The 22,633-nt window shown below is 66.6% G+C and carries 18 protein-coding genes; 4 read left to right on the top strand and 14 right to left on the bottom strand.

The window, feature by feature from the left end; all coding sequences use genetic code 11:
• Positions 1-20 precede the first annotated feature (20 nt).
• On the bottom strand, positions 21-1,799 hold the full coding sequence (locus tag EDC64_RS02935; RefSeq protein WP_245504496.1) for an autotransporter assembly complex protein TamA: 1,779 nt from the start codon (positions 1,797-1,799) through the stop codon (positions 21-23).
• 550 nt (positions 1,800-2,349) lie between these two features.
• Here EDC64_RS02935 and EDC64_RS02930 point away from each other — a divergent pair.
• The gene (locus tag EDC64_RS02930) at positions 2,350-3,615 is read left to right on the top strand and encodes a dicarboxylate/amino acid:cation symporter (protein ID WP_245504495.1); all 1,266 of its coding nucleotides are present in this window, start codon (positions 2,350-2,352) and stop codon (positions 3,613-3,615) included.
• Between the two features lie 36 nt (positions 3,616-3,651).
• On the opposite strand, the gene EDC64_RS02925 is transcribed toward EDC64_RS02930, so the two are convergent.
• The 6 genes from EDC64_RS02925 to EDC64_RS02900 form a co-directional block, all read right to left on the bottom strand.
• Positions 3,652-6,186: an AsmA family protein gene (locus tag EDC64_RS02925; protein WP_132029664.1), complete on the bottom strand. Its 2,535-nt coding sequence runs from the start codon at positions 6,184-6,186 to the stop codon at positions 3,652-3,654.
• Between the two features lie 33 nt (positions 6,187-6,219).
• Complete coding sequence (gene poxB, locus EDC64_RS02920; RefSeq protein ID WP_132029662.1) at positions 6,220-7,947, bottom strand: ubiquinone-dependent pyruvate dehydrogenase; 1,728 nt, start codon at positions 7,945-7,947, stop codon at positions 6,220-6,222.
• A 179-nt stretch (positions 7,948-8,126) separates the two neighbouring features.
• Positions 8,127-8,642, bottom strand: a complete 516-nt coding sequence (locus EDC64_RS02915; RefSeq protein WP_132029660.1) for a prolyl-tRNA synthetase associated domain-containing protein — start codon at positions 8,640-8,642, stop codon at positions 8,127-8,129.
• Between the two features lie 145 nt (positions 8,643-8,787).
• Positions 8,788-9,417: a phage tail protein gene (locus tag EDC64_RS02910; protein ID WP_132029658.1), complete on the bottom strand. Its 630-nt coding sequence runs from the start codon at positions 9,415-9,417 to the stop codon at positions 8,788-8,790.
• Positions 9,414-9,968, bottom strand: a complete 555-nt coding sequence (locus tag EDC64_RS02905) for a phage tail protein (protein WP_132029656.1) — start codon at positions 9,966-9,968, stop codon at positions 9,414-9,416. The genes EDC64_RS02910 and EDC64_RS02905 overlap by 4 nt, the downstream gene beginning before the upstream one ends.
• A gap of 6 nt (positions 9,969-9,974) precedes the next feature.
• Complete coding sequence (locus EDC64_RS02900) at positions 9,975-10,556, bottom strand: phage tail protein (protein WP_132029654.1); 582 nt, start codon at positions 10,554-10,556, stop codon at positions 9,975-9,977.
• Between the two features lie 68 nt (positions 10,557-10,624).
• Here EDC64_RS02900 and EDC64_RS02895 point away from each other — a divergent pair, with 68 nt between their 5' ends.
• Entirely contained in the window at positions 10,625-10,897 is a 273-nt protein-coding gene (locus EDC64_RS02895; RefSeq protein WP_132029652.1) for a hypothetical protein, read from the top strand.
• Positions 10,898-10,933: 36 nt separating this feature from the next.
• Here the strand turns inward: EDC64_RS02895 and EDC64_RS02890 are convergent, their stop codons facing one another.
• A complete protein-coding gene (locus EDC64_RS02890; RefSeq protein ID WP_132029650.1) occupies positions 10,934-12,433 on the bottom strand; it encodes a phosphomannomutase/phosphoglucomutase in 1,500 nt (499 codons plus the stop codon).
• Positions 12,434-12,722: 289 nt separating this feature from the next.
• Between EDC64_RS02890 and putA the strand changes: the two genes are divergently transcribed.
• On the top strand, positions 12,723-16,385 hold the full coding sequence (gene putA / locus EDC64_RS02885) for a trifunctional transcriptional regulator/proline dehydrogenase/L-glutamate gamma-semialdehyde dehydrogenase (RefSeq protein WP_132029648.1): 3,663 nt from the start codon (positions 12,723-12,725) through the stop codon (positions 16,383-16,385).
• Here putA and EDC64_RS02880 read toward each other — a convergent pair.
• The gene (locus EDC64_RS02880; protein ID WP_245504494.1) at positions 16,363-17,091 is read right to left on the bottom strand and encodes a YciI family protein; all 729 of its coding nucleotides are present in this window, start codon (positions 17,089-17,091) and stop codon (positions 16,363-16,365) included. The two genes, putA and EDC64_RS02880, sit on opposite strands and share 23 nt — an antisense overlap.
• A gap of 332 nt (positions 17,092-17,423) precedes the next feature.
• Here EDC64_RS02880 and EDC64_RS02875 point away from each other — a divergent pair, with 332 nt between their 5' ends.
• Entirely contained in the window at positions 17,424-18,140 is a 717-nt protein-coding gene (locus EDC64_RS02875) for a carbonic anhydrase (protein WP_132029645.1), read from the top strand.
• A gap of 45 nt (positions 18,141-18,185) precedes the next feature.
• Here the strand turns inward: EDC64_RS02875 and EDC64_RS02870 are convergent, their stop codons facing one another.
• The 5 genes from EDC64_RS02870 to EDC64_RS02850 form a co-directional block, all read right to left on the bottom strand.
• Complete coding sequence (locus EDC64_RS02870) at positions 18,186-18,452, bottom strand: ubiquitin family protein (RefSeq protein WP_132029643.1); 267 nt, start codon at positions 18,450-18,452, stop codon at positions 18,186-18,188.
• 1 nt (position 18,453) lies between these two features.
• The gene (locus EDC64_RS02865) at positions 18,454-19,536 is read right to left on the bottom strand and encodes a WD40/YVTN/BNR-like repeat-containing protein (RefSeq protein WP_132029641.1); all 1,083 of its coding nucleotides are present in this window, start codon (positions 19,534-19,536) and stop codon (positions 18,454-18,456) included.
• A 20-nt stretch (positions 19,537-19,556) separates the two neighbouring features.
• Positions 19,557-20,000, bottom strand: coding sequence for a VOC family protein (locus tag EDC64_RS02860; protein WP_132029639.1), 444 nt, complete (start codon positions 19,998-20,000; stop codon positions 19,557-19,559).
• 86 nt (positions 20,001-20,086) lie between these two features.
• Positions 20,087-20,491 carry a VOC family protein gene (locus tag EDC64_RS02855; RefSeq protein ID WP_132029637.1) on the bottom strand — a complete coding sequence of 135 codons (405 nt, stop codon included), beginning with the start codon at positions 20,489-20,491 and terminating at the stop codon, positions 20,087-20,089.
• 108 nt (positions 20,492-20,599) lie between these two features.
• Complete coding sequence (locus tag EDC64_RS02850; protein WP_132029635.1) at positions 20,600-22,507, bottom strand: sigma 54-interacting transcriptional regulator; 1,908 nt, start codon at positions 22,505-22,507, stop codon at positions 20,600-20,602.
• Positions 22,508-22,633 lie beyond the last annotated feature (126 nt).

Here is a 22,633-nt window from a genome sequence, read left to right as displayed (position 1 = left end):
AAAGAGACGCAGGGCCCGCATCAGAAGGATTGCCCCAGGCTGACATAGATGCCGTAGTTCGTGCCCGCTATGTCCGGATTTCCCGGAAAGGCCACGTCGATGCGCAGCGGTCCGATCGCGGTATAATAGCGAAGGCCGATGCCATAGGCATATTGAAGACCAGAAAAGTCCGGCCATTCCGAGGCGAAGGCCGCGCCGACATCGAAGAAGGGCACGATGCCGATCGTGTCGGTGACCCGCAGGCGTGCCTCCAGCGAACCGGTGAAGAAGCTGAGGCCGCCGACGATGATGCCGAGATCGTTGCGCGGGCTCGCCGCCTGATACTCGTAGCCGCGCAGGGTGCCGCCGCCGCCGACATAGAACAGGCGTTGCGGCGGGGCGTCGGAGTAAGTGGCGCCGACGATCGAACCGGCGGCCACTCTGCCGGCGAGTATGAAGCGCTTGTCCTCGTCGAAGGCGTGATAGGTCGAGATCGACCCCTTCATGAGAACCGGCCCGGCCCCGTCATTGCCGAAATAGGCAAACGGCTCGACCGTCGCGCTGGCGCGCACGCCGCGCGAGGCGTCGAGCAGCGAATCGGTGTTGTCGAAATTCACGTCGACCGGGACGCCGACGATGGGATAATCGGCGGTGCCGGTGGAGTCTTCGACCTTCGAGGCCTCGAGATCGATGCCGACCTGCATGGTGAGGTCGTTGTTGAAGCGGTGCCGGACACCGCCGAGAAACGTGACGGCGTCGCGCACATAGGCGTTCGTCACCTCGCGCAGGACTGCGGCTTTGGCGACCAGATCCTCGTTGGCGGTGAAGATGCCGGGCTTCATGAAGGTGGCCGAGACATTGTAGCCGAACGGATCTGCATCGGGCACCGCGTCGGACGCTTCGGTGAACCAGGTCGCCTGCGCGTCGAGCCTCAGGGTTTCGCCACCTCCGAACAGATTGCGATGTCCCCAGAAGGCGTTGGCAGACGACCCGTCGGTGTTTGAATACGTGGCGGCGAAACCGACATAACGCTGTTTGCGCTCGCTGACCTGCACCTCGATCGGCAATTGGCCGAGCGCATTGAGCTGCCGCGCCTCGATGAAGCGCACCGAGCCGATGATCTCGTAGCCGGCGAGGCGCCGGCGCAATGCCGTGAGCCGCTCGGGGGAAAACGGCTCCCCCGGCCGAATGTCGATGCGCGCGGCAACGAAGCCGGGTTCGAGCGTTTCGGTTCCGCTCACGGTGAACGGGCCGAAGGTTGCGACTGGGCCGGGATCGACCCGGAAGGTCACGTTGAGCGTGTCGTTGGCATGGTCCGCCACCACGTCCTTCGACGCGATCCTGGCAAAGGGATGCCCGGCATCGCGCAGCCGGTCGACGATGACGTCTTCGGCGCCGAGCACACGGCTCGCCCGCGCAGGCTCGCCGGGCACGAGGTGCAATTGTCTCGGCCTGGGCGGATCCGGCAGAGGACGGCCCGACATGTCGAGGATGCGGATCGTACCGAACGAGAAGCGGGGGCCGGAGGTTACACGCACAACCACCGGGACTGGTCCGCTCGCCCGCGCCGCATCGATGGCGGAAAACACGTCAGGCGCGTCGGGCGCGCGCCCCGCGACGGTAATGGTCAGGGTACCGCCGTAATAGCCTTCCGAATAGAGCGCCGCAACGATCCGATTCTGGTCGGCGAGCGCCCGCCGGACCAGCCCGGCTGCGCCCGATGGCGGCGTGCGGCGCAGGCTTTCGAGGTTCGAGGCATCGGTGATTGCGCCACGAACCGACGTGTCGCCCGAGACGTCGAAAGTCACGGCATAAGGCACTGCGTCCGGCGCCGCGGGCTCGGTTTTGGCGGCGTTGGGATTGAACCAAGCGATCGCCTGATCGAAAAAGGTCGCATCCTCGATTGGCCGGGCATGAGGTTGGGGCTGCGCAGGGGGCGGTGTTTGGGTCTGAGCCTGAGCCGGCGCGGCGAGCGCGGCGAGGAGGAGCCCCGCTTGAACCGGGACCGGCCGCCACTGCCTGAAAGAAGATCGCGACGCCAGGCGCCGAGGACAATCGCGCACCGTTGCTCTGCCTAAACGCCTGCCTGACAGCGCGATCTTATCGGCGGGGCGTCGTCCCGTCCACCGCGCACGGCCGATGTCGTTAAGGAAAACTAAGGCTAAGCCTCTGAGAAGTATCGAGACGCGCGGAACCGGAGATGCCCGTTTCTTCCTCAATGCGGTGATGCTTCTGCCCATATCAGGCGCTCGACACATTTCTGACAAGATGCGAGGTTGGGCCGATGACGGGATTACGGCGCGGTCGGGAGCGCGCCGGCCGTCATCGGCGCGTGCGGGTAGCCGCCGCGTTAAAATGGCGGGGGAATTCGTGAAGCACAAACTTACGATGTACATCGTCGCCGCGCTCGTGCTCGGCGTCGCGGTGGGCTATGTCCTCAACACGACCCTCGCGCCCGCCGAAGCGGCGACGGTGGCGGACCATATCTCGCTCATCACCGAGATTTTCCTGCGCCTCGTGAAGATGATCATCGGTCCGCTGGTGTTCACTTCGCTCGTGGCCGGCGTCGCGCATATGGGCGACATGAAGACCATCGGCCGCGTCGGCGGCAAAGCGATGGTGTGGTTCGTCAGCGCCTCGCTGGTCTCGCTTCTGATCGGCATGCTGATGGTCAACCTGTTGCAGCCGGGCGCCAATCTCAACATTCCTCTGCCGGCAGCCGGCACGGCGACAGGGGTGCAGGGCGGATCCTTCTCGCTTGCCGAATTCATCAAGCACGCGGTGCCGAACAGCGCGGTCGGCGCGCTCGCCAACAACGAGGTGCTGCAGATCGTCATCTTTTCGATCCTGTTTGGCCTCGCGGCCGCGGCGGTCGGGCACAAGGCGAAGGTCCTGGTCGGGCTGATCGAGGAAGGCTCCCACGTCATTCTCAAGGTCACGGGCTATGTGATGTCGCTCGCCCCGCTTGCGGTCTTCTCGGCGATCGCGGCGATCGTGACCGAGCACGGGCCGGGCATCCTCCTGACCTATGGCAAGTATATCTTCTCCTTCTATCTGAGCCTCTTCATCCTCTGGTGCGTGATGTTCGCGGCCGGATATTTGATTCTTGGCAAGACTGCGATCCGGGTGCTTTCTCTGGTCCGTGCGCCGTTCGTGGTGGCCTTCACCACTGCGTCGAGCGAGGCGGCCTATCCCTCGATGATGCGCCAGCTCGAACGCGTGCCGGTGAGCGAGAAGATCGTCTCCTTCGTCTTGCCGCTCGGCTATTCGTTCAATCTCGATGGATCGATGATGTACTGCACCTTTGCCGTGCTGTTCATCGCCCAGGCGTACGGGATCGAAATCGGCTGGGGGCAGCAGATCGTCATGCTCTTGGCGCTGATGATCACCAGCAAGGGGATGGGAGCGGTGCCGCGCGGCTCGCTGGTGGTGGTGGCGGCGACGCTGGACATGTTCCATCTGCCGGCCGCTGGACTGCTTCTGGTCCTCGGCGTCGACCAGTTCCTCGACATGGGCCGCTCGGCCACCAATGTCATCGGCAACGGCATCGCGACGACGGTGGTCGCGAAATGGGAAGGCGAGGACGTCGACAGCGGATTCGACGACCGCGACGAGGAAATCGCGATCGCCGCCTGAACGGGGCGGCAGGCCCGGCTTCCGGCGCCTGCCGCCCTATGGCGACATGCAGCTCGTGGCGCGCCGTGCGGCCGCCGGATGGACGCCGTCATCGAGCGCTATCCTCGGCGCGCCGAGCGTCCCCTTGATGGTAAAGGCATAGCCGGTCATCTGCGGGCCCGCCCCGAGCGGACGCGGCACCACCGCAAGATCGATGCGGTCGCCGGCGAGGTCCACACTGCCGCGTGCCACCGCCATCACGCTTGCGGTCTCAACTACGATGTCCGGATCCGTACGACCGATCCCGTGCGTAAAGCGCAATGGGATCCGCGCACAGCGCAGCGCGCTTTCGCCCGACAGGACGGCGGGGTTGAAGACCCCTCCGAGGACGCCGAGCCCGGCGAGATCCAAAAGCCCCGTGCCGAGCTTCGCGTCGTGCACACGCGCCAGCACATGCCCGTCGAGGGTGGTCACGATCGGCGCCTTGTTCTCCAGGCTCACCGACAGATCGAAAGTCGCCGCGGCGGTGCCTGCGATCTCAAACCCATTCGCGCGCCCGAACAGGCGATCGAGGGGCCAGCCGGTCCCGCTGCCCTTCGCGCGCACTTGCGACCGCAGGTCGGAGGTGAGGGCCGCCTCGATGCGGCCGCCGCCGAGCGTGACGGTCACCGGGTCGGCGCTGAAGGCGCCTTGGTGCAAAAGAAGGCGGGCTTTGAGCCCACTTGCCGCAGCGCGTACTCCGTCAATCCGCTTGGCGTCGAGTGCGATGTCGATGTCGAAGGAGGCGGGGAGGTCGAGCTTGCTGCCGTCCGCCGGCAAATGAGCGCCGGCTATGGCCAACCGGGGGCGCTCGGTGCCGCTGGCAAAGAGAAAGAGTTCCTCCGCCTGAATCCCGGGAGAGGAGAGGGTGCCGGTCACGAACGGCCGTGAATCGCGCAGGCGGCTCGTGAGCCGCACGTCGATCTCGGTGCCGCCGATGTCGATCCGCCCTTCGGCACGGGCGGTGGCGTCGGGGCGGGTCAGACGGAGGTTTGCCGAGAGGGGACCGGAAAAGCGCGAGGTGGTGGCGAGCGCGGCTGCGAGCGCATCGACCTTCGGGACCGCCAGCACGATGTCGAGCAGGTCGCTTGCCTCCTTTTTCGCATCCGAGCCGGCAGCCGGAGAGCCTAGCGCGATCCGGCCTGAGATCAACGTACTGCCGCGCAATTCGGCAGACAGGTGGTCGAATGCGAGTTCACCGCCCGCATCCGACACGGCGGCGGCGCCGACGAGCCGGCCGAGCTGCGCGCCGGTGTCGGACGGCAAGACGACCACGTCCTTCAGCGGGATGTTGAACGTGCCATCCAATGCGATGGCGGACAGACCGAGCAGGTCCCCGACACGGCCCGTCAGACGGAAGGCGGGTTCGACCTCCGGGCCGGCGAGGAGGGTGATCCCCTCCAGCGCGACATGGCCCTGTGGATCGCGCTTGATGGCTTCGATGGTGAGCGGGCCGAGCTCCCGCAAGCTTTGGGAAAAGGCATTGGTGTCGATCGTGGCGTCGACGACCATCAGCCCGTCCGATCCATCCCGTAACTCACCCGCGATGCGCGTGACGGCGATATCGCGCGGCGAAATGGCGGGCGGAGCCGTCGGATCGATATCGAGCACCGCCCGAAGGGTGACGCCGGTCAATCCGAACAGATCGGAAATGCCGCCGGTGAGCGAGAGGCGTTCCCCCTCGGAGCTGTCGATGTCCAAAGCGAGCCCGCGCAACTCCATCTGGTTCGGCGCCGCGAGGAGCTGGGCGCGCAGGTCCGCCGTCCCGTCTACGGAACGGGCGATTCCCGCCAGCGCCAGCAGGTCGGCGATGGAGGTCGCGTGGGCCTCCATCGTCATGACGAGATTTCGATCGAACCCAGCCGTTGGGGAGCGCGCCTTAATCCGCCCGTTGAATCCTGTCGCACCAAATTCGATCACCGCGCCGAACGGCAGCAGACCCGGCTCGGCCGGCGCGGGGGCGCGGTCGAACTTGAAGTCGAGCGTGATCGGCGTGCCGTTGAGGGTCGCCGTGCTGGACATGTCTTCGACATTGCCGACGAGCCGGCTGAGCAGGCGACTGACATTGAGGTCGAATTCCCAACCGTCCTGCGCATCGGAAAGGACGAAGCTGACATTCTCCAGCCGCAGCCGGGGCAGCAGGGAGAACAGCGCAACCGGGGTATCGAGAAGCGTGCCGGGCGCGCTTTCCTCGTCCCCGGTGAGGGGGAACTCGAAGCGCCCATTTTCCAGCCTGAGCGCGAACACGGTCGGGTCGAACGGTAGCCGCAGCCACGGCGCGAGCACCACGTCGAGCGATCCCAGCCGGACGGGCGCGCCTTGGAACGTCGTGGAGGCGAGGTCGGTGAAGCGGAATCTGGCCTGCGGCCACAAAGCGAGGTCCGCTCCGCCGTGCACGGTCACGGGCTCACCCCAATAAGCGGTCAGGACCCGACCCGCGAGGTTCCGGCGCCACTCCACCGTCTGCGGGAGGACCAGGAGGACGCCGAGCAGGGCGGCGATCGCAAGGATCGCCGCGCCTCCGGCCGTAAGGGCGATCGCCGTCCGGCGCATGGGGCTCCTTTGTGGCGGCGGTTGCTCGCCCGCTCAGCGGAACAGGTTGCTGCGGGCGAGTTCCAGAAGCTCGTCGCCGCGCCCGTTTAGGATCGCGCGCGCGGCATAGAGCGAAAAGCCGATCGCCTGTTCGGCTTTAATGGCCGGCGGCATGACCAGTTCCATCTTGTCGGTGACGACGTCCACCACCGCCGGCCCATCATGGTCGAAGGCGCGCTGCAAGGCGCCCCTGACGTCCGCTGCGGTCTCGACCCGGATCCCAAGAATGCCGATCGCGTTCGCCATCGCGGCGAAATCGGGATTCTTCAGGTCGGTCCCGACATTCAGGAAGCCGGCGGCCTTCATTTCCATGTCGACGAAGCCGAGCAGACCATTGTTGAAGATCACGATCTTCACCGGCAGATCGAGCTGGCGCAGCGAGACGATGTCGCCCATCAGCATGGTGAAGCCGCCGTCGCCGGACATGGAGACGATCTGCCGGCCGGGAAAGGCGCCCTGGGCTCCGATCGCCTGGGGCAGGGCATTCGCCATCGAGCCGTGGATCAGCGAGCCGATCAGCGCGCGCTTCCCGTTCATCTTCACATAGCGCGCGGCCCACACCGTGGTCTCGCCGACGTCGCACGTGAAGACTGCGTCTTCGGCCGCCACCTCGTCGATCATCCGGGCGAGATATTGCGGGTGAATCGGCGTCTTCGGGCCGGTCTCCACCGCGAGCCCGTCCAGATCCTTGCGGGAGGCGATGTAATGCTTCTGCGTCGCCTCGAGGAAACCCGCATCGGTCCGCGGCGCGACATGGGCGAGCAGCATCCGGAGGGTCGGCTTGACCGCGCCGACCAGTCCGAGATCGAGCCGCGACGTGCGCTTGCCGAGATTTTCCGCCCGGATGTCGATCTGCGCCACGCGCGCCTCGGTCGGGTAGAATTGCCGATAGGGGAAATCGGTACCGATCATCAGCAGCAGATCGGCCTCGCGCATCGCGTGGTAGCCCGAAGCAAAGCCGATGAACCCGGTCATGCCGACATCGTAGGGATTGTCGAATTCGACATGCTCCTTGCCGCGCAAGGAATGGACGATCGGGGCTTTCAGCGCGGCGGCGAGCGCCACCACTTCGTCATGCGCGCCCGCGCAGCCGGCGCCACACAAAAGCGTGATGCGCTGCGCACCGTCCAGCATCGCCGCGAGCTTCACCACTTCCGCCTCGGGCGGGACGATGACCGGCGGGGCGATCGGCGTGAACGTGCCTGCGGTCGGCCCGACCGCCGGCTGCAGAGCGACGTCGCCCGGTATCACCACTACGGCGACGCCCTGCTTCTGGATTGCGGTGCGCATGGCGATTTCGAGCACCCGCGGCATTTGTTCGGGGCTCGAGACCAGTTCGCAATAATGCGAGCACTCGCGGAACAGACTTTCCGGATGGGTTTCTTGAAAATAGCCGGAGCCGATTTCCGGGCTCGGAATATGCGCCGCGATCGCGAGCACCGGGGTGCGGGTGCGATGACAGTCGAATAGGCCGTTGATGAGATGGAGATTGCCGGGGCCGCAGCTTCCCGCACAGACCGCGAGCTTGCCCGTGAGCTGCGCTTCGGCGCCCGCCGCGAACGCCGCGACCTCCTCGTGCCGGACATGCATCCATGTGACGGAGGGGGTCGATCTCAAAGCGTCGGTGAAGCCGTTGAGGCTGTCGCCGACCACGCCCCAGACCCGCTCCACCCCTGCAGAAGCCAGCGTCCGCGCCATCACGTCCGCAACCCTGAGCGCCATGTTCGTTCTCCGTCGTCACCCGCGCGGCGAGGCTGTCCGGCCTCGTGCGGGCGTTGGATCTATTAAGGCCGTCCAGCGAAGACGCCGCCGAACAGTCCGGAGCGAGCGATAGCATGACGGGGGCGTTGGCGGCAGCCTTCGTTCGATCGGGCCAGGATGAGGAAAGGCGCGTCAGTGGATCAGTCGACCGGTGGTGCATCCGCGTCGAGGGAGATGCGCAGCGGCGCATGGCCGGTCAATTCGAGGAAACGCAGCAAAGCGTCGGGCGTCAGCGCCGTGGTTTTCTCATTGGTCAGGGGGTGACAATTGACAAGGTCCGCCGCGAGCAGCCGCGCCTCCACCGCGACGATGACCTGGTGGTCGGGATCATTGATCGTCGCCAGCAGCGTTACCGAACCTGGCAGGACGCCCAGCTTTTCATACAGCGCCTCCGTCGAGCCGAAGGACAGTCCGCCGCGCGCACCGATCTTGGATCGCAGCGCCTTCAGGTCGACCGGGGTGTTCTCTTCGAGGGTGACGAGGAAATAGGTCTTTTTGGAATCGCGTAAGAACAGGTTCTTGGTATGGGCCCCGGGCAGGTCGCCGCGCAGTGCCTGCGATTCCGCGACCGTGTGGAGGGGGGGATGATGGTGGGTAACGGCGGCGATGCCATGGTCTGCGAGAAAGGCGAGCAAAGCGGCCGGCGTGAAGGACATGATCGCTCCCGATCAGGGGACACGCCGCCGCTCCCGCCCTGTCATGTCCGCCATGCCATGGCCGCGCCGCCGCTTCCGCCCTATAGAGCTGCGCGATCCTGTCGAATGCGTGGCGGCGGGCCTGTGGCTGCCACCCGCCATTGCATTATTCGCTGACGACTGCAACGCCACCCGACGGCGGCGGAGTGCCGTCCGGGGACGGGAAGATGCCGTAATAGCAGATATAGGGCGCAAGTGTCAGATAAGGCTGGCGGTTCTCATGGGCGCCCGACCCTCCGGTCGCGCCCAGGGTGCGCGGGTCCATCGCCTCGGTTTCGAAGTCCGGGGCATTGAGATAGGCATTGATCGTGCCGAGGGCGCCCGTCGTATTGTCGAGATAGCGGCCCGGCCAGACGGTGCCCGAGGGGGCGGACTTGAAGGCCGACTCGTTGCCGCTATAGCCGGCGGACTTGGCGCGGATGGTATGGTTGTGCTTCGGCAGTTCCTCCGGTGCAAGGACCACCGTCTCCACCCCGATCCGCTCGCCAAGCGTGACGGGCCCCGCAGAGGCGCTGACGCCGACCCCGACCGGCGTGCGTCCGCGCAGGTCGGGCACGGCGAAATAGAACCCGCCGCCGCTGGAGAATCGATCGCCGATGACGGCGTAGAGCGCCTGATACTGGCTGGTCGGCAGGCTTTGCCCCTCGCACGGAAGCCAGCCTTGAGGGTTCTTGTGCCGATAGGGCAAGAACCTGATCTCGCCGATGAAGGCATCGTCGATCATGGTGCGGCTCATTTCATTTCGAAGTTCGGCGCGGGATAGTCGCCCCACAAGCAGATGAGGTAGTGCAGCCCGAGACCGGGCATGAGATTGTCGTGCGGAACGTCCTCGCCGACATCATGAACCGCTGAAGCCTTCAGCGTAGGCTCCTGCGGGGTCGCGACGGATGTCGGATCAAAGTAGAAATAGGCCCGGTTGGGAAGGCTGGCCGCGACGGCGTCCGCCGGGGCGATCGGCGTATGCTGGACATCGGGGCTGGCCTGGAAGGCGTGGGTGTGGCGCGGCATCTGGTCGGTGGCGAGGGCGACCGTCTGGGTGCCCCCGGATGCCCCGACATGAGAGGGGATGATGTCGTCCCCGCGCGGCTGGGCGCTCCGTCCGACCGCGACCCGGCCCCGCAGATCAGGCAGCGCGAAGCGCGTGACGCCATCGCCTCCGAAACGGGTTCCGAGCAGCGTGAACAGGACTTGATACTGTTGGATGGGGAGCAGCGTCCCGTCGCATCGCGCCCAGTTCTCGGGCACCCATTCGCCGGCGAAGAGGATGATCTGTCCGAGATAAGCCATGCGGGCTCAAGCCTCCGGATAATAGCCGGTTGTCGCGATGAAATAGCCGAGCACCAGGAAGGGCTGCACATTGGAATGGGGTGCGGCGCGGCCCTGCGGGTCTGCGGAATCGGCATGCCCGCTCGCCGAGACCACGCCGGGGGCCAGGCTGACGAGATCGGTTGCGGCGGTCTGGTAGAGCGGCTTGGTCGTGCCCGAGGACTGCTTGGGCATGGCAAAGAAGGCACTGCTGGGGTTGGTGGAGGTGCCGCTGCTGCGCACCGCGCGGACGGCGTGGGTGTGGGCGGGCATGTCCCCGACGTCGAGCCGAACCTTTTCCACTCCCCCGCTCTGGCCGAGCACATAGCCATCCCCCGGCCCGTCGGGTCCGAAATACTGGCCGAGGCCGAGGGGCGTGCGCCCGCGCAGGTCGGGAAGGCGGAACGTGGAGCGCCCATCCCCGCCATAGGTTGTGCCGATCAGGCTGTAGAGCGCCGCGTAGGACATGATCCCGAGCATCTGTCCTTCGCAGGGCAGCCAGCCGGCGGGAACCCAATCATCGGCGTAGGGAAAGATCCGCAACTCGCCGAGATACCAGTCCTCTTCCATCGCTGTCCCCCTACAGCCAACGGCACAGGCAGAGGTTGACGCTGGCGTTGGGGCATGTCAATTCCTGATTGCGCAAGAAGGATTGTATTTCCGGGTGTCTGCGCGTCCAGATGCCCGAACCGATGGGGCAGATGGGGCGAGAGCAGATGCAGGATCTTGCAAGCGACGACAATTCGGCCGGCACGCGCAATACAGAGGAAGCGGATCGCGACACCGATCCGGCGTTCGGCACCGCGCCCGGAAAGCGCAAATGGCTTGCACCGTACATAGCCGTCATGCGTGTATCCGATACCCTGAATGGCGCTAACCCTGGACCGGACACCGACGGTGGTTGGAGTTAGGAACCGGCGCTCCATCCCGGCGCGCCGCCGCCTCCGTCAGATCGTCTGGTTGTATTCGCCCACCTCGGGATGCGTCCGCAGCACGTCGTCCATGGCATGGAACATCTCGCGCATGCGCGCTTCGGAGACCGGGCTTTCCACCACCACCACCAGTTCCGGCTTGTTGGAGGAGGCGCGCACCAAGCCCCAGGAGCCATCCTCCGTCGTCACGCGCACGCCGTTCACGGTGACGAGGTCGCGGATCTTCTGGCCCGTGACCTGTTCGCCCTTCGCCTCGAGATCCTGGAAATGCTTCACGACGCTTTCGACGATGCCGTATTTGGCCTCGTCGGCGCAGTGGGGCGACATGGTGGGCGAGGACCAGGTCTTGGGCAAAGCGAGACGCAGTTCGGACAGCTTCTTGCCGGGATTGCGGTCCAGCATGTCCAGCACGGCGATCGCCGAGACGAGGCCGTCATCATAGCCGCGGCCGATCGGCTTGTTGAAGAAATAATGGCCCGATTTCTCGAAGCCCACCAGCGCGCCGGTCTCGTTGACGCGCCGCTTCATGTAGGAATGGCCGGTCTTCCAATAATCCGCTTTGACGCCGAGCTTGATGAGTTCGGGATCGGTGGCGAACAGACCGGTCGACTTCACATCCACCACGAAGGTGCTGTTCGGATAGATCTTGGCGAGGTCGCGGGCGAGCATCACGCCCATCTTGTCGGCGAAGATCTCTTCCCCCTCGTCGTCCACCACGCCGCAGCGGTCGCCGTCGCCGTCGAAGCCAAGGGCGACGTCGGCCTTGTGCGCGAGCACCGCGTCCCGCATCGCATGGAGCATCTCCATGTCCTCGGGATTGGGATTGTATTTCGGGAAGGAATGGTCGAGCTCGGTGTCGAGCGGGATCACCTCGCAGCCGAGCGCTTCCAGCACCTTGGGCGCGAAGGCGCCGGCGGTACCGTTGCCGCAGGCGCACACCACCTTGATCGGGTGCTTCAGCTTCGGCCGGTCGGTCAGGTCCTTGATATAGGTTTCGGGGAAGTTCTCCACGAAGACGTAGCTGCCGCCGCCTCTCAGATCGAACTGCGCGCCGAGCACGATCTCCTTCAGGCGGGTCATCTCGTCCGGACCGAAGGTGAGGGGGCGGTTGACGCCCATCTTCACGCCGGTCCAGCCATTGTCGTTGTGCGAGGCGGTGACCATGGCCACCGCCGGCACGTCGAGGGCGAATTGCGCGAAATAAGCCATGGGCGAGAGCGCGAGCCCGATATCGTGCACCTTCACGCCCGCCGCCATCAGACCGGAGACGAGGGCATATTTGATCGAGGCGGAATAGCCGCGGAAATCGTGGCCCGTGGCGATCTCTGGGCGCACGCCCATCTGGTGCATCAGCGTGCCGAGCCCCATGCCCAGCGCCTGCACCCCCATCAGGTTGATTTCCTTCTGGAACAGCCAGCGCGCATCGTATTCCCGGAAGCCGGTGGGCTTCACCATGGGCTCGGATTCGTAGGCATAGGTGTTGGGGATCAAAGACGGCTTCGGCGTCGGGAACATGCGGCTCTCCGCTGGCGGTCTGATGTGCGGCACGGTTCTCTGCCGCATTCGGGGCGCGCGCCCCGATAGCATGGAATTGCCGCAGGCGACACGCGGCAAAGTCCGAGCTTGAGCGTCGAGCGCGACCTCGGCAGAAATGCCAGGGCGCGCGGAAGGTTCCCTCCGCGCCGACGTGTGGCCGAGCACATTCGTATGCGATACGCCGGTGTGATTGGATCGCCGGCCCGATCAGTTTACCTTCTCGCTGTTCGTACAGTTCAGTTTTTGCCCCGCAGCGGAGGCGTGTCCCATGACCTCTGAGCCCGATGCGGCCGGCGGGCCGTTTCGCGACTTCGCGCTCGACGTGGTGGTGCGGGATCCCGTGCGGGCACGCACCAGTGCGGCCTGTCGCGTGCCCGAGACCGAGATCCTTCCCGGCCTCATCGCCGAAGCCGGCCTCACTCCAGACGCGGCGACCGCGCAGGCGCACGCGCTCGCCGCCGCGGTGCGCCGCAAAGCGGGACGGAGCGCGGTCGAGGCCCTGCTGCGGGAATACGACCTCTCGAGTCAGGAGGGCGTTGCCCTGATGTGCCTCGCCGAGGCCCTGCTGCGTATCCCCGACACCGCCACCCGCGACGCGCTGATCCGCGACAAGATTGGTCACGGCGACTGGCAGGCCCATCTCGGCCGCAGCCGGTCGGTTTTCGTGAACGCCGCCACCTGGGGGCTGCTCGTCACCGGCATCCTCACGTCGACCAACAGCGAGCGCGGCCTTTCCGCCGCGGCGACGCGGCTGATCGCGCGCAGCGGCGAACCTGTGATCCGCGCCGGGGTCGATCTCGCCATGCGGATGATGGGCGAATTGTTCGTGATCGGGCAGACCATCGGCGAGGCCCTCGCGAACGCGCGGCGTTTGGAGGCGAAGGGCTTCCGCCATTCCTACGATATGCTGGGCGAAGCGGCCCTCACGGCGTTGGATGCGGACCGCTATTTCACCGCCTATGAGACGGCCGCGCACGCGATCGGCGAGACTGCGGCGGGGCGCGGCGTCTATGCCGGTCCGGGCATCTCGATCAAGCTCTCGGCGCTGCATCCGCGCTATCAGAGAAGCCAGCGGGCGCGGGTGATGGCGGAGCTTCTGCCGCGCGCCGCCGCCCTCGCACGGATCGCCAAAGGCTACGATATCGGCTTCAACATCGATGCCGAGGAGGCCGACCGGCTCGACCTCTCGCTCGACATCCTGGAGGCGCTGGCGGTCGACCCGTCACTCCGCGGCTGGGACGGGCTCGGCTTCGTGATCCAGGCCTATCAGAAGCGCGCGCCGGGCGCGGTGGACGTCGTGATCGATCTCGCCCGGCGTACCAGACGGCGCATCATGCTGCGGCTGGTGAAGGGCGCCTATTGGGACGCCGAGATCAAGCGCGCCCAGGTCGACGGCCTGGAGGGCTTTCCGGTCTTCACCCGAAAGGTCCACACCGATGTCGCCTATCTCGCCTGCGCGCGGCGTCTCTTGGCGGCGCCCGAGGCGGTGTTTCCGCAATTCGCCACCCACAATGCGCAGACCGTCGCGGCCGTGATGGCCATGGCCGGTCCTGAGTTTCCCCCTGAACGCTACGAGTTTCAATGCCTCCACGGCATGGGCGAGCCGCTCTACCAGGAGGTCATCGGACGGCTCGGCCGGCCATGCCGGATCTATGCGCCCGTAGGCACCCACGAGACCCTGCTGGCCTATCTTGTGCGACGGCTGCTGGAGAACGGCGCCAATTCCTCCTTCATCCATCGCATCGCGGATCCCGACACCCCGCTGGACGATCTGGTTGCGGACCCGGTGGCGCAGGCGGCAGCGCTAGCGCCCGTGGGCACGCCGCACCCACGCATCGCCGCGCCGCGCGATTTGTTTCCCGACGGGCGGGCGAATTCCGCCGGCCTCGACCTCGCGGACGAAAGGCAATTGGCCGCTTTGGCGGGCCCGCTTCTGGCGGCGGCACGCGCGCCGACGCTGGCGATGCCGGTCCTCGCAAACGGTCCGCGGACCGGCGTCGTGCGGCCGGTGTGTAACCCGGCCGATCTGCGCGACGTGGTGGGAAGCGTGGTGGAGGCGGATCCGGTGTTGGTGGCGGAGGCCGTTCGCGCGGTGCGACAGGCCTCCTGGCTCTCCGTCGCGCCCGCCGAGCGCGGAGCCGTGCTGCGCCGCGCAGCCGAGCTGCTGGAGGCGCGGATGCCCGCGCTGCTCGGCCTGATCGTCCGCGAGGCCGGAAAGACGCTGGCCAATGCTGTGGGCGAGGTGCGCGAGGCGGTGGATTTTCTGCGCTATTATGCAGCGGAAGGGGAGCGGCTCGGGGCGGATGCGTTGCCGCTCGGGCCAGTCGCCTGCATCAGCCCCTGGAATTTCCCGCTCGCTATCTTCACCGGTCAGGTCGCTGCCGCGCTTGCCGCAGGCAATCCCGTGCTCGCCAAGCCGGCGGAGGAGACCCCGTTGATCGCGGCTGCAATGGTGGAGATCCTGCACATGGCAGGGCTTCCGCCCGGCGCGCTCAGCCTGTTGCCGGGTGATGGCGCGGTGGGGGCCGCGTTGGTCGCCGATCGCGACGTATGCGGCGTGGTCTTCACCGGATCCACAGACGTCGCACGGGCAATCCGGCGGCAGCTCGCGACGCGGCTCGGTCCCGACGGCCGGCCGGTTCCATTGATCGCCGAGACCGGCGGACAGAATGCGATGCTGGTCGATTCCTCCGCTCTGCCCGAGCAGGTGGTGGGTGACGTGCTCGCCTCCGCCTTCGACTCCGCCGGGCAGCGATGCTCGGCCTTGCGGGTTCTGTGCCTGCAGGAGGAGATCGCCGATCGCACGCTGGCATTGCTGACCGGCGCGATGGCCGAGCTGCGCGTGGGCGATCCGGCGCATCTTTCCACCGATGTCGGGCCGCTGATCGGCGTCGCGGCGCGGGACACCATCGCCGCTCACATCGAGGCGATGCGGGAGCGGGGCCGCAGGATCACCCAGGCGCCGCTCTCTGAGGACTGCCATTATGGCACCTTCCTCGCGCCGACCTTGATCGAGATCGCCGAGATCGGTGAACTTAAACGGGAAGTTTTCGGCCCGGTTCTCCATGTCCTGCGTTATCCCCGCGCGGCGCGGGACGCGCTGCTCGCGGCCATCAACGCCACCGGCTATGGCCTCACCTTTGGTGTGCACAGCCGCATCGACGAGACGGTGGCGGAGGTGTGTGGGGCGATTGCGGCCGGCAACCTCTATGTCAATCGCAACCTGATCGGCGCTGTGGTCGGGGTGCAGCCGTTCGGCGGGCGCAATCTTTCGGGAACCGGGCCAAAGGCCGGCGGCCCGCTTTATTTGCGTCGGCTGGTCGCGGGTGCCTCGACCGCGCCGCTGCCGGCACCCCCGGGGGTGCCTGAGCCGACGGCGCTCGCCTGGTGCGCGCATCTTGCGGTGCGGGCGCCGGACTGGGCGGTGCGCGGACGGGCGCTGGCGGCGCGTTGCACGCCTGGCCCAGGGGTGGCTCTCCCCGGACCGGTCGGCGAGCGCAACCTCTATAGGCTGCAGCCGCGCGGCACGGTCCTCTGTCTGCCGGCGACCCCGCTCGGCTGTGCCATGCAGATCGCCGCGGCACTGGCGGCAGGCAACCGGGTGCTGGTCGATCCCGACGGGCCATGGTCTGATTTCGTCACGGACCTGCCCGCCGAACTCGAGGGTCGCGTCGGGCCGCTCGCATCCGAGTTGCGCACTGCGACGTTCGACGCTGTCCTGTTCGAGGGCACAGGCGCGGCGTTGGCCGCTCTCGACCAAGAGATAGCTGCCCGTGAGGGGCCGCTTCTGGCGGTTCATGCGCTGCGGACCGAGGAGATCTCGGCGGGCGCCGATTATCCGGTCGCATGGCTGCTGCATGAGCAGGTGACGAGCACCAACACCGCGGCCGCCGGCGGCAATACGACCCTTATGGCGCTGGCGCCGGAGTGAGCCCATCCTGCCGCGCGAGGAAAGACGCGCTTTCACCGGCGAGGCGGCGGAAATGCGCCATCTGGCATGAGGCCCAGTGCTCGAACTCGGCCACGAGGGTCGGGTCGATCGCCGTCAGCCGACCGCGCGGGCCGATTGTGAGCCAGCCGCCGCGGTCTGCCTCGCCGAGCAGATTGCCGATATGGGCGGGGGAGACCTGGAGCCGCGCGGCGAGCGCGCGCTGGCTCAACCGCGGGACCGCTTCGGCCCGCATCTCTGCATAATGGGCGCGCATGACCGTGCAGAGCACCAGATAGCCGCAATCGCGCGCGGCGAAGGCGAGAATCCGCGGGAAGGGATGGATCAGCGTGCCGTGGGCGAGCACATGGGCGGCCGAGCGGAACATGAGGTCGCCCAAGGCGTCGGGCTCGGCGAACCGCGCAAAAGTCCCGTCCGCGCCATCCAGCGCTTCGGCCGCATCGACGAAGGCGCGCACCGAGCGGCCGATCCTCGCGATCATGGCCGGGGCGGGACGCAGCCTTTTGATGCGTCCGTCGTCGTCCGACGACTCCGCCGTCACGAGGCGGCCCACCTTGAGCGCGGCAACGAGCCCTGCCGTCTGGCGCGGCGAGGCCGTCACGCGGTGTTGCAGGGCGGTCAGGGTGGGCGCCGGTCCACTCGCATTGCGCCAAAAATAATAATTGTGAATGAGAATGTAGCAGATCATGTAACGGTCAAGCTGGTCGAAGAGCTTGGCAAACGGCCAAGACCCGCCCGATGCGGCCGTTGCGGTAATGCAGTAGCGTAAAAGGTGTGTTCTGAATTCCGGATTCGCGCGATATTTCGCTGCCGCAACCTCGATGTTCTGAGGAAGGTGAGCCGGCGCTGAAGGCCCTTTGAGAACGGATGAGAAAGCAGAACGTCTCGGCAATGGGGCAATACCTGCAAAGTTTGTTCTTTTGTGCCAGAGGCGCAGGGAAAAATATACGTCGTCGCCGCGAGCGGTCGAGCCTCGGCCTCTTGGCGGTCTGTCTTGTCATCGAGAAGCGAGGGCTTCCCATGTGCACCACCCACGGATTCGGCATGTCGCGCCGCGGCCTCATTCTCGCCGGAGCGACCGGCGCCGCCGCATTCCTCTCTGGCGGTGTGCCGCTGCCGGCTTTCGCTCAGGGGACCCCGCCCAATGCCATCTCGCCCGATGCGGCCCTGAAACGCCTGATGGACGGCAATGCCCGCTACGCGGCCAATGCGCCCAACCAGCGGGACTTTTCCGCCGGCCGCGCGGCGCGGGCTACGGCCCAATATCCGTTCGCGTCGATCCTGAGCTGCGCGGATTCCCGCGTCGCCCCCGAACTCGCCTTCGATGAGGGGCCGGGCGAACTCTTCGTGGTGCGCGTCGCCGGCAATTTCGTGAACAATGACGGCCTCGCCAGCCTGGAATACGGCGCGAAATTTCTCGGCTCGCCGCTCATCATGGTTCTCGGCCACAGCAATTGCGGTGCCGTCGACGCCACGATCAAGGTGCTGAAGGACAATATCCAGTTGCCGGGCCACCTTCCGGATCTGGTGAATGCGATCAAACCGGCGGTGGAGAAGGCCAAGGCGGAGAAGCCCGGCAATCTGCTCGACGCCGCGATTTCAAGCAACGTCGCCTTCAATGTGGAGCGGCTGAAGACGGCCAACCCGATCCTGTCGCAGATGGTGTCGGACAAGAAGGTCATGGTGGTCGGCGCCGTCTACGACCTCGCCAGCGGAAAGGTCAATATGGTCGCCTGAAGCGTCCGGTCGACCGAGGGGCCGGGACGCGCGTCGTTCCGGCCCTCAGCCGCCGCTGATCGCGGTGAGAACATGGACGTCCGTGCCGTCGTGCAGCGGGGTGGCGAGGTTGGCCCGCCGGCCCCCCACGAACACATTGATATGGCGCCGGATTGCCGGGGTGCTGTCGCACAGGCGGTCGCGCATGCCCGGCCAGAGCGCGTCGAGCGCCGCCATCATCTCACCGACGCTCGCCGCTTCGATGTCGAGTCGGCGGGGCGCCCCGGGAAACAGGGCGACGAGGTGCGCCGGCAGCCGGACATGGACCGGCATGTCACGCCTCGACCACCAGGGTTTCGACCGACGAAATGGTCGGCAGATGGCGCGCCGCTTCGCGCCACGTTTCGCCGGCATCGACGCTCGCATAGATCGACCCCGAGCCGGTGCCGAAATAGACGCCGGCCGGCTCCAGCGTGTCGGTGGCGAGCGCCTGACGCAGCACGTTGAAGAAGGCGTTGCGCTGGGGCAGACCTTCGCGCTTGTCGCTCCAGGTCGCGCCGCCATCCGCGGTGGCCCACACCGCAGCCTTGGCGTCCGGCATGAAGCGACCCGTGCTGTCGCCGTTGAGCGGGATCAGATAGAGCCGGTCCGGGTCGCGCGGATGCACCGCGGCCGGGAAGCCGAACGAGGAGGGCAGACCCTTCTCGATGCTGTGCCAATTCCGTCCGCCATCGTCGGAGCGGTACATGCCGCAATGGTTCTGCTGGTAGAGCCGCTCGCCTGATCCCGGCGCCAGCACCACGCAATGCACGCACTGCCCGACCTCGGGAAGGGTCTGGCCCTCCGGCATGAAATCGGCGCGCGTGCCGCGGTTGCGCGGCTCCCAGGTGATCCCGCCATCGGCGCTGTGGAACACACCGGCCGCCGAAATGCCGACCCAGATCTTGTTCGGGTCTCCCGGCGCGGTGACGAGCGAATGAAGGATCAGCCCCGCGCCGCCCGGATTCCAGTCGCTCCGGCTCGGGTGATCGCGCAGCCCCGGCAAAGGGGCGAAGCTCGCCCCGCCATCGGCGCTCACGAACAGGCCTGCCGGTTCGACGCCGGCAAGGAGCCGGCCATATGACGCATTGAGACTCCAGACCGCCTTGATCGGGGTTTCGCCCTCGCCATAAGCGAGGCCGGCGCTGGAATGGCTCCAGGTCGCGCCGAGATCCTCCGACTTCCAGACCGCAGGACCAAACCATTCATTGCCGCCGCCCGCATAGATCGTGCCGGTCTTCTCGTCCCCCACGACATGGTTGATCGGCCAGGTCTCGCAATAGGGTCCGCGGAGCTCGAAGGCACGCCGCTGCGCGTCGCTCTCCAGGATGAACGTGCCCTTCTTGGTACCGATCAGTACCAGAACCTTTTGCGCCATCCTCGCCTCCCCTTCCTTGTTCAGTTTGCTTGCTGGGCCACCACCATCCAAGGTACGCCGAACTTGTCCGCCGCGATGCCGAAAGCGGGGGAAAAGAAGGTCGCCTGGAGCGGCATCTGGGCGGTGCCGCCATTGGTCGCGATCGCCGCATACACCCGTTCGGCCTCGCTTGGATCGGCGACCGAGAGGGACAACGCGAAGCCTGTGAACACGGCCTTGCTGTCGCCCATGCACATGCCGTCCGACACCATGACGCCCGCGGTGCCGAAGGTCAGGCGGGCATGCATGATCTTTTCGGGCGGCGGCAAGGGCGTCCCCTCCGGCGGCTGGCAGCCACCGGCATCGGGTGGCGGCGCGTCACGGAAGCGAAGCATCATGTCCACCTCGGCACCCAGCGTCGCGACATAGAAGGCGATGGCTTCCTCGGCACGCCCTTCGAAACTGAGATAGGGTTCGGCGATCATCGTCGTGTCTCCGGATAAAGGCTGAAACGGGACCGCGGGGCCGGACAGAAAACGCCGGAGCGGGCCGGAGGGCAGCATGGTGGCGATCAGGCGGCCGGCGGCGGGGCCGCCATATGGAACGCTTCCCAGATATGGCCGTCGAGATCGTCGAAGCCGTGTTGGTACATGAAGCCGTAATCCTTGGCCGGGCGCGGGGCCGTACCGCCCGCGGCGACGGCGGCGGCAACCAGGCTATCCACCTTCTCGCGGCTCGGAAGCTGGAGAGCGGTGATGCTCCCCGCAAACGCCGCCGCATCTGGCACGGCGCGACCGGTAAAGCCGGTGAAGAAGGATTCGACCAGCAGCATGGCGAAGATCCTGTCGCCCAGCATCAGGCAGGCGGCCTTGTCGTCGGTGAATTGAGGGTTGAAATCGAATCCGAGCGTCCGCCAGAAGGCGATCGTGGCCTTCAGATCGGCGACCGGAAGATTGACGAAGATCTGCTCCACCATGCCGCGCATCCTTCCTGACCCGCGGGGCATGTGCTCCACCCCCGCATTGCCCAGAGGACGGCCGAAGACGGCGGGTGCCGACAGGCCCCGCGATTTTTTTCTGCGTCGTCAGGTGGGGCGCGGACGGGCGGGAGGCGCGAGGCCGAGCGTCTTCATGCGGGAGGCGAGGGTGGTCGGCTTGAGGCCGAGCCGTTCCGCCGCACCACCGGGACCCGAGACCTTGCCGCCGCAGGCCTCCAGCGCCGCGCGGATGCTGGCGCACAGGCGCGCGCGGCGCTCCTCTTCCGTCTCGATGCCCGGGGCCGGCGCCGCAATGGTCGGCGCGGACAAAGGTGGCTCGGCAGCCGGCAGGTCGATGGCGAGGCGACCGTTGCGGGCGAGGATCATGCCCCGCTCGATCACGTTCTGCAGCTCGCGCACATTGCCCGGCCAATCATAGGCTGCGAGGCGGCGCATGTCGCCCGCACTCAGCTGAAGCGGTTCGCGTGCCGGCTTGCGCATGGCGGCGAGAAAATGCAGGGCCAGCAGCGGGATGTCCTCGCGGCGCTCGCGCAGCGGCGCGGATTCCACCGCCATCACGTCGAGACGGTAGAATAGGTCTTCGCGGAACCGCCCGGCCCGCACCTCGGCCCGCAGATCGCGATTGGTGGCGGCGATGATGCGGACGTCGACGCTGCGCGTGCGCTCCTCGCCGACCCGTTCGAATTGACCTTCCTGGAGCACCCGCAACAGCTTGCTCTGCAATTCGAGCGGGATCTCGCCGACTTCGTCGAGGAACAGCGTGCCGCGGTGCGCCAGTTCGAACCGGCCGATCCGGTCGCGCAGCGCGCCGGTAAAGGCTCCCTTCACATGGCCGAAGAACTCGCTCTCGAACAATTCTCGGGGGATCGCGGCGCAATTGACCCGGATCAGCGGCCGCTCGTGCCGCTCGCTCGCCTCGTGGATGGCGCGGGCGATCAGTTCCTTGCCGGTACCGCTTTCGCCGGTGATCAGGACGGTGGCATCGGTGGGGGCGACCAGTTCGATCTGGCGCAGCACTTTCTGGATCGCGGCGGAGCGGCCGATAATGCCGCGATGGCTGCTCTCGGCGCGGATCTCTTCCTGGAGATAGGCGTTTTCCAGTTCGAGCCGTTCGCGCAGGCTGTCCACCTCGGCCAGCGCGGCGCGCAATTGGGTGTTGGCTTCGCGCTTCTGCGTCACGTCGCGGAACACCACCACCGCGCCGATCAGGACGCCGCGGTCGCGTAGCGGGGTCGAGGTATATTCCACCCAGACCGGCCGGCCCGATCGGTGCCAGAAGACTTCGTTCTCGACCCGATGGACCGCGCCGTCGCGGAACGCGGCATAGATCGGGCAGGCCTCGTGAGGGTAATGCGCGCCGTCATGGTGGTGATGATGCACCATGGCGTGCATGTCCCGGCCGATCAGTTCCTCTGCCGTCCAGCCGAGGATCTGCTCGGCGGCGGGATTGACGAAGGTGGTCTTGCCCTCGGCATTCACGCCGTAGATGCCCTCGCCGACCGCGCCGAGCAGCAGGCGGTTCTCGCGCTCGATGTCGCGGAAGAAGCGCTCGGCGCGCTGCCATTGGGCGATGCCCTCGCGCATGAAAGTATCGGCCTCGGCGTCGATATCGCGGCGCGCGCGTGCCTCGAGGTCACACAGGGTCAGCAGAAGGCGCCGACCGCGCGGCGTGTTGACGAGGGCGCCGCCGCATTCGACCCGCAGCGGCGTGCCCTCGGCGTGGCGCGGCGCCAGCGAGCGTGTCCAATAGGCGCCGCGGTCCAGCACCGCCTGGGTGAAGACCACGAGCGCGGACGCCTGGCCGGGCAGCAGGTCGAACACCTGCATCGTCTTGAGGCGGGGGCGCTCATGCCCGAGCAGGCGAGCGGCGGCCGCGTTCGCGTCGAGGATGGCGCCGGTTTCGATATCGACCGCGAGCTGCGCCTCGACGCCACCATCGAAGGCAGGGCCGAAGGGTCCGGTATGAAGGGGAAGGTCCATCGCCGGGGCAGACATTTTGATCCCGAAATTACGAAAATTCGCGACTGCGTTACGAAAAATCATAAATCACGAAAAGTCGTAAATCGAGACCTTCGTGGGCAGCGTTGATCTTTATGGCGAAATCGGCGCGCCCCCCTGTGG

The sequence above is a fragment of the Aquabacter spiritensis genome (assembly GCF_004346185.1).
GTDB lineage: Bacteria > Pseudomonadota > Alphaproteobacteria > Rhizobiales > Xanthobacteraceae > Aquabacter > Aquabacter spiritensis.
The sequence above is the reverse complement of the archived record's forward strand: the minus strand, read 5'-3'. Positions and strand labels throughout refer to the sequence as shown.